Here is a 6,040-nt window from a genome sequence, read left to right as displayed (position 1 = left end):
CCACTGTATGGTAAAACGAGCCATTGACCATCTTCAGTTTCAACTTTCATGAGACCTTCGGGTGCATATAAGAACTGAGCACGGCGATGGCTATGTGTATCTAACAAGGTATCAGCAGGATAATCTGACCCTAACGCTAGAACCGCTTGCGGTAGATGGTCTACATCGTTAATTGGAATATTACGCATATATTTTTGGCTGAAAAAAATAAAAAGATGGCTTTTCTACGTTAGTTTGCCATAAGGCTATTTTATATCATGCCTCTATAAATATGAGGAAGATAATCATGCTATATGAGCTATTTTTATTTGGACTACTTTCAGGCATAACCACTTGGTTATTTGGTTTTGGCGGCGGTTTTGTTGCTGTACCTTTGCTTTATACAGTCATTATTCAAAAGTGGGGCAATGAAAGTAATGTCGGCATACATGCCATGCAAATCGCCGTAGCCACATCAGCTTTTGTCATGCTCTGCTCGGCAAGTTTTGCAACCTTTCGACACTATCAGTCTGGACATATAGATTGGCAAAAGATCCGCTTTTTAGGCGGTGGTATCGCATTTGGCGGAATAGTCGGTGCGGTAATGGCCTCATTGTTTAATGGAAATTGGCTTCGCTGGATATTTATGGGTTATGTGTTCATAACCATTATTGATTGTTATTACCGACCAGGGTTTATGGTGACATCAAGGCAAAAGCAAAACTATGGACAAAACAGTGAACTTATTAAAGGGGGAATTATTGGTTGGGTTGCAGCGCTTTTAGGTGTTGGAGGAAGCGTCATGACGGTTCCGTTATTACGGCGTCGGGGTAGTTCTATGGCAGAGGCCGCGGCTATTGCAAACATTCTCACGCTGCCTTTGTCTTTAACTGCAACGCTGACCTATTGTGTATTGTCACTTTGGCAATCTACACCCAACGGATTTATCGGTCTAATCTGGTTTGAAGCTGCATTATTTTTGGTTGCTGGAACATGGATAGGGCTATATTTTTCAGAAAAATTTATTTCAAAACTACCTGATTTATGGCGGGCAAAGTTATATCCGCTACTTTTAATAATAGTTTTACTCGTCATGTTTTTTGTGAATTAATTTTTTATTTCAATTGCTTGAAGAATATTTTTCCTTAAATGTCGAATCTCTAAATACTCTAAAACTGCAAATTTTATGTCTTAAGTGGCTTTGAAAAAAGTTTAAAAAATAGACTTGAAATATATAGTGGCTTTGTGCCACTATATATTCATCGAAGGTCATCAGACAAACAGAGGATGATATGGCTATCCAGCTTTTAGATGCGGCAAGAAACGAAATTCCAGTGAAATTCACGCAGTTTTCTGGTGGCGAGCGTCATGTTCAAATTGATGAGACAACGTTAGGTTCACTATCTGGCAAGGTAATGGTTCGCGCCAATATGACCTCAAGTCACGATGTGATGGACTATTTGTTACTTGAAAATATATTGCTGAATCAGGGTTTAACCGTTGACTTAGAAATTCCGTATTTTCCATACGCACGACAGGATCGTATTTGTGCAGCAGGCCAAGCGTTCTCGCTTGATGTGATGACGAAACTACTTAACATCAATGCCGACAAAAAAGCGGGAAAACAAGGCAAGGTAACTGTTTGGGACTGTCATAGTGAAGTAACGACAGCATTACTCGCTGCCAATACTTCTTTTAAAGAAGTTGTAAATATCAGTTCAGTTGACATCATCACAAAGAGTGAAGCGCTGAGCACATTATTAAAAGATGAAAAAACAGTACTGATTTGCCCAGATAAAGGCGCAAAAGCACGCACACAAATGGTTGCAGATGCTTTTAATGGTGAGCGCAAACAACCAATTACTGTTGTTCAGTGTGATAAAAAACGTGATCCAGTGACTGGCAAAATTTTAGGTACACATGTACATGCGACTGATTTATCAGGTCTAACTGCGGTCATTACCGATGATATTTGTGATGGCGGTGCAACCTTTATTGGTATTGCCAAAGAACTCCGTCGCCTCAATTGCCATAAGGTCGTTCTATATGTGACCCACGGTATTTTTAGTAAAGGAATAGAGGTTTTTGATGGGTTGCTTGACCAACTGTTTACCTCAGACAGCTTTCCACAACAAGCAACAGACAAAATTTCAGTAATTGCTTTTGCAGCAAAATAAAGAGAATAAAGATGACTATTAAACTTAATCCATTAAACGCTATCGATTTTTATAAAGCGGATCACAGACGTCAGTATCCGGCAGGTACAGAGTACGTATACGCAAACTTTACGCCGCGTTCATCTCGACTCGCTAAAATGTTGCCTGACTTTGACGATAAAGTTGTGTTCTTTGGGCTTCAGGGTTTTATCAAACACTTTTTAATCGACACGTGGAATGAAGGCTTTTTCAAGCAACCTAAAGATAAAGTGGTGGCTGCTTATAAACGCCGTATGGATAATTCACTCGGTGAAGGTGCTGTACCGGTTGACCACATTGAAGCGTTACACGACTTGGGCTATTTACCATTACGCATTAAAGCATTGCCAGAAGGCAGCCGCGTCAATATGCGTGTACCCGTGCTTACCGTTATTAATACCGATCCGCGTTTCTTTTGGTTAACGAACTATATTGAAACGGTGTTAAGTGCTGAACTTTGGAAAAGCTGTACTACCGCAACGATTGCCTATGAGTACAAACGTTTATTAACACAATATGCCGTAAAAACTGGTGCACCAATTGATTTTGTACCTGTGCAAGGACACGATTTTAGTAGCCGTGGTATGAGCGGAATTTATGATGCGGCGCAATCTGGTGTAGGCCACTTAACCAGTTTTATTGGAACAGATTCGGTTGCTTCAATTGACTACGCGGAAGAATATTACAATGCAACAGGTGTGATTGGTGTATCTGTACCAGCAACCGAACACAGTGTGATGTGTATGGGCACAGAAAACAGTGAGCTAGAAACATTTAAGCGTTTAGTCTGTGAGCTTTATCCGTCTGGTGTTGTTAGTATTGTGTCTGATACATGGGATTTTTGGCGAGTGATTACCGAGTTTACCGTGGCTTTAAAACCTGAAATTTTGGCGAGACAACCTAATGCTTTAGGTTTGGCTAAATTGGTTTTCCGTCCAGACTCTGGCGACCCAGTTAAAATTATTTGTGGTGACCCAGACGCCGAAGTTGGCAGTCCAGCCTACAAAGGTGCAGTTGAATGTTTATGGGAAGTGTTTGGCGGTACAACCACAGACCAAGGCTATAAAGTATTGAATGAGCGTGTCGGTTTAATTTACGGTGACTCAATTACCCTAGATCGCGCACAGCGTATTTTAGAAGGACTTGAAGCCAAAGGCTTTGCTTCAAACAACTTGGTGTTTGGTATAGGCAGTTTTACCTATAACTACTTAACTCGCGATACCTTTGGGTTTGCTGTGAAAGCAACTTGGGGTCAGGTAAATGGAGTAGGCCGAGAGCTGTTTAAAGACCCAATTACTGACTCAGGTGTGAAAAAATCTGCGAAAGGTCTTTTACGCATCGAAGAAAGTGAAAATGGTTTTACCTTGTTTGATGAGCAAACAGCCGAACAGGAACAAGGCGGAGCACTAAAAACCGTCTTTGAAAATGGTAAACTTCAATATGAGTGTACTTTGGATCAAATTCGTGAGCGTTTATCCATCGCATAACTGAGTTTAGATGAGCCGTTGCATGAGTATCGGCTCATCATTTTTATTGAGAGGCTGAACGTGACTATTCAAACTGAACAAGAATTCCTTGCCAGTTATGATCGCCGAGATTATGACGCACCTTTACTCACGGTCGATATGGCTATTTTCTCGGTTTTTAATGGTCAGTTGCAGGTATTACTCATTAAACGCCCCAACTTTCCAGCCAAAGGCCAATGGGCTTTACCGGGTGGTTTTGCCAATTTAACCCATGATCAAGACTTGATGGCCACGGCTTATCGTAAGCTGGTCGAAAAAACAGGGATTGCTTCACCCTACTTGGAACAAGTTGCCTCTGTCGGCAATGCTAAACGTGACCCACGTGGCTGGGCTGTAACCATTTTGTATTTTGCTTTAATTGATTTTAATGCCTATCAACACCAAGCGTTGGCTGAATACAGTGAATGGGTATCTGTCGCCAAAGCACAAGATTTAGCATTAGCGTTTGATCATAATGAATTGCTTAACTTGGCATTAGAGCGTCTCACCAATAAAACCCGTTATACCGCTTTACCAGCCAGTCTGATGCCTGAGTTGTTTACGCTTACTGAGCTACAAACCATTTATGAAATTATTCTTGGGCAATCTTTAGATAAAAAAGCGTTTAGACGCCGTATGATAGAAGCGGGTGCAGTTGAAGAAACCAACCACAGTAAAATTGTGGGCAAACGACCAGCTCAGCTTTATCGCTATGCGCTCGATTCTTTCGATTTTATATTTCCTCGCTCACTCGAATTACCTAGAAATAAAGAGGGTGAAGATAAGCAAAACAATGAGCTTTCTGACTAGCGCATCTTGATGCACTTTGATTTATAATGCCGCGCTTATGATTGATGTCATGTTTTGATCAGCACTTTGCCTATGTCACACGTTTCTCCCTGCTTCCAGCAAAATCAGTTTTTTGTGCTGGTGGAATATCTCACGTCACTGCATGAAATTTATCCTGTGAAACATGAGTTTGCAGGATATCCGGCTGCAATGACATTGGCCGATCGCGTACATTCAGATCATGATATTGCGCCACTTGAAGCCAGCAAAAGTTATCCTGACTCAATCGATAAAGTCTTACACTTTTCAGGTAAGGCCCGAGACATACAAGACTTCGAGCAATTTTTAGAACAAGCTCAAGCAACCAATATTCAAAACTTGTTATTGCTTACAGGCGATAAACTCAAAGAACACCATAATGGTCGAGATGGACAACCTCGTAGTCGTTACTTAGAGTCGGTAAACGCCGTAATGGCTGCCAAGCAACACGGCGGGTTTCGTATTGGGGTTGCTTTTAACCCATTTAAATATGTTGAAGCTGAGCGTGATGCGCAGTATTTAAAACTGCATAAGAAGATTAAAGCAGGTGCCGACTTTATCATTACCCAATTGGGCTATGACATTGAAGCCTTAAAACAAGCCAAATCATTTTTAACAAAACATCATTATTCACAGCAAATACTGGCTTGTGTTATGCCACTGACTTTGGGGCGTGCCAATTTTATGGTGAAGCATAAAGTCGCAGGTATTGTAATCACTCCACACATGCTAAAAGTTTTGGCAGAGGAAAAACAAGCAGGGCATACAGACCGAGTTTATTTGCGCTGTGCTTTACAGATTTTGATATGTAAACATTTAGGGTTTGCAGGAATTCACTTATCTGCTTGTCATAAGCCAGAAGAGCAAATGCTGCTTGAAAGCTACATTGAGCAATACAGACATTTGGGGCTTAAATCTTTAGAAGAGCTTTGGAATTCACTTTGGCAAGTCACGTCAGGCAACGAGTTTTCACCTGAAATTGCTCGGTTTTCACGTCAGCCAACGTCTAAACAATTAATTAAATATCGCCAACTGCATGTTATGCATGAAGCAATGTTTGGATCAAAAATTGCTAAAGGCGTAGGACGGTTTATTTTTAAAGCGTCCTTTTGGGAAAATTCCTTAGTCGCCAAAGTACTACTTAAAACAGAAGTGCTGAGTAAACACAGCCTAGTCGGTTGTGAAAGCTGTGGTCAGTGTCGCCTAAGTGATACTTTATATATTTGTCCTGAAACGTGTCCCAAAGGTTTAGCCAACGGGCCTTGTGGCGGTACAACTTTAGACCGCTGTGAATTTGGTGACCGTGAGTGTATTCATTCGGTCAAAGCAAGACTTGCTAAAGCTGTTGAACAAACTGAAATATTAAAAGAAAAACTCATTCCAACTGTACCAATTGAAACCAGAGGAACCAGTTCTTGGAAAAATTGGTATTTAGCGACTGAGGCTTAAGTTTTGTATTACCCCTTGATTTGATTTTATTAAAAAATCAAATGGGGGGCTAAAACACGGTGATAATTTAAAAATAACAATTGT

The 6,040-nt window shown here is 40.8% G+C and carries 5 protein-coding genes and 1 pseudogene; 5 read left to right on the top strand and 1 reads right to left on the bottom strand.

What is annotated here, in order from left to right; translation table 11 throughout:
- Nucleotides 1-188: pseudogene (locus tag UC75_RS20040) on the bottom strand (AraC family transcriptional regulator); the annotation flags it as partial.
- A 98-nt stretch (nucleotides 189-286) separates the two neighbouring features.
- Here UC75_RS20040 and UC75_RS03610 point away from each other — a divergent pair.
- From UC75_RS03610 to UC75_RS03590, 5 genes are all read left to right on the top strand, one after another.
- Complete coding sequence (locus tag UC75_RS03610; RefSeq protein WP_049836719.1) at nucleotides 287-1,090, top strand: sulfite exporter TauE/SafE family protein; 804 nt, start codon at nucleotides 287-289, stop codon at nucleotides 1,088-1,090.
- A 181-nt stretch (nucleotides 1,091-1,271) separates the two neighbouring features.
- Complete coding sequence (locus UC75_RS03605) at nucleotides 1,272-2,156, top strand: phosphoribosyltransferase family protein (protein WP_049836718.1); 885 nt, start codon at nucleotides 1,272-1,274, stop codon at nucleotides 2,154-2,156.
- An 11-nt stretch (nucleotides 2,157-2,167) separates the two neighbouring features.
- Nucleotides 2,168-3,661 carry a nicotinate phosphoribosyltransferase gene (locus tag UC75_RS03600; RefSeq protein WP_049836717.1) on the top strand — a complete coding sequence of 498 codons (1,494 nt, stop codon included), beginning with the start codon at nucleotides 2,168-2,170 and terminating at the stop codon, nucleotides 3,659-3,661.
- Between the two features lie 60 nt (nucleotides 3,662-3,721).
- Nucleotides 3,722-4,489, top strand: coding sequence for an NUDIX domain-containing protein (locus UC75_RS03595; protein ID WP_049836716.1), 768 nt, complete (start codon nucleotides 3,722-3,724; stop codon nucleotides 4,487-4,489).
- A 72-nt stretch (nucleotides 4,490-4,561) separates the two neighbouring features.
- Nucleotides 4,562-5,956 carry a methylenetetrahydrofolate reductase C-terminal domain-containing protein gene (locus UC75_RS03590; RefSeq protein ID WP_049836715.1) on the top strand — a complete coding sequence of 465 codons (1,395 nt, stop codon included), beginning with the start codon at nucleotides 4,562-4,564 and terminating at the stop codon, nucleotides 5,954-5,956.
- Nucleotides 5,957-6,040: the final 84 nt, after the last annotated feature.

The organism is Acinetobacter sp. V2 (genome assembly GCF_001188385.1).
In the GTDB taxonomy this organism is placed as follows: Bacteria; Pseudomonadota; Gammaproteobacteria; order Pseudomonadales; family Moraxellaceae; genus Acinetobacter; species Acinetobacter oleivorans.
This window is presented reverse-complemented; position numbering and strand designations above follow the sequence as displayed.

What these genes read in the sequence shown, in the direction of transcription:
- UC75_RS03610 (WP_049836719.1), top strand. Translation starts at nt 287, where the DNA reads ATGCTATATGAGCTATTTTTATTTGGACTACTTTCAGGCATAACCACT.
- UC75_RS03605 (WP_049836718.1), top strand. Translation starts at nt 1,272, where the DNA reads ATGGCTATCCAGCTTTTAGATGCGGCAAGAAACGAAATTCCAGTGAAA.
- UC75_RS03590 (WP_049836715.1), top strand. Translation starts at nt 4,562, where the DNA reads ATGTCACACGTTTCTCCCTGCTTCCAGCAAAATCAGTTTTTTGTGCTG.
- UC75_RS03600 (WP_049836717.1), top strand. Translation starts at nt 2,168, where the DNA reads ATGACTATTAAACTTAATCCATTAAACGCTATCGATTTTTATAAAGCG.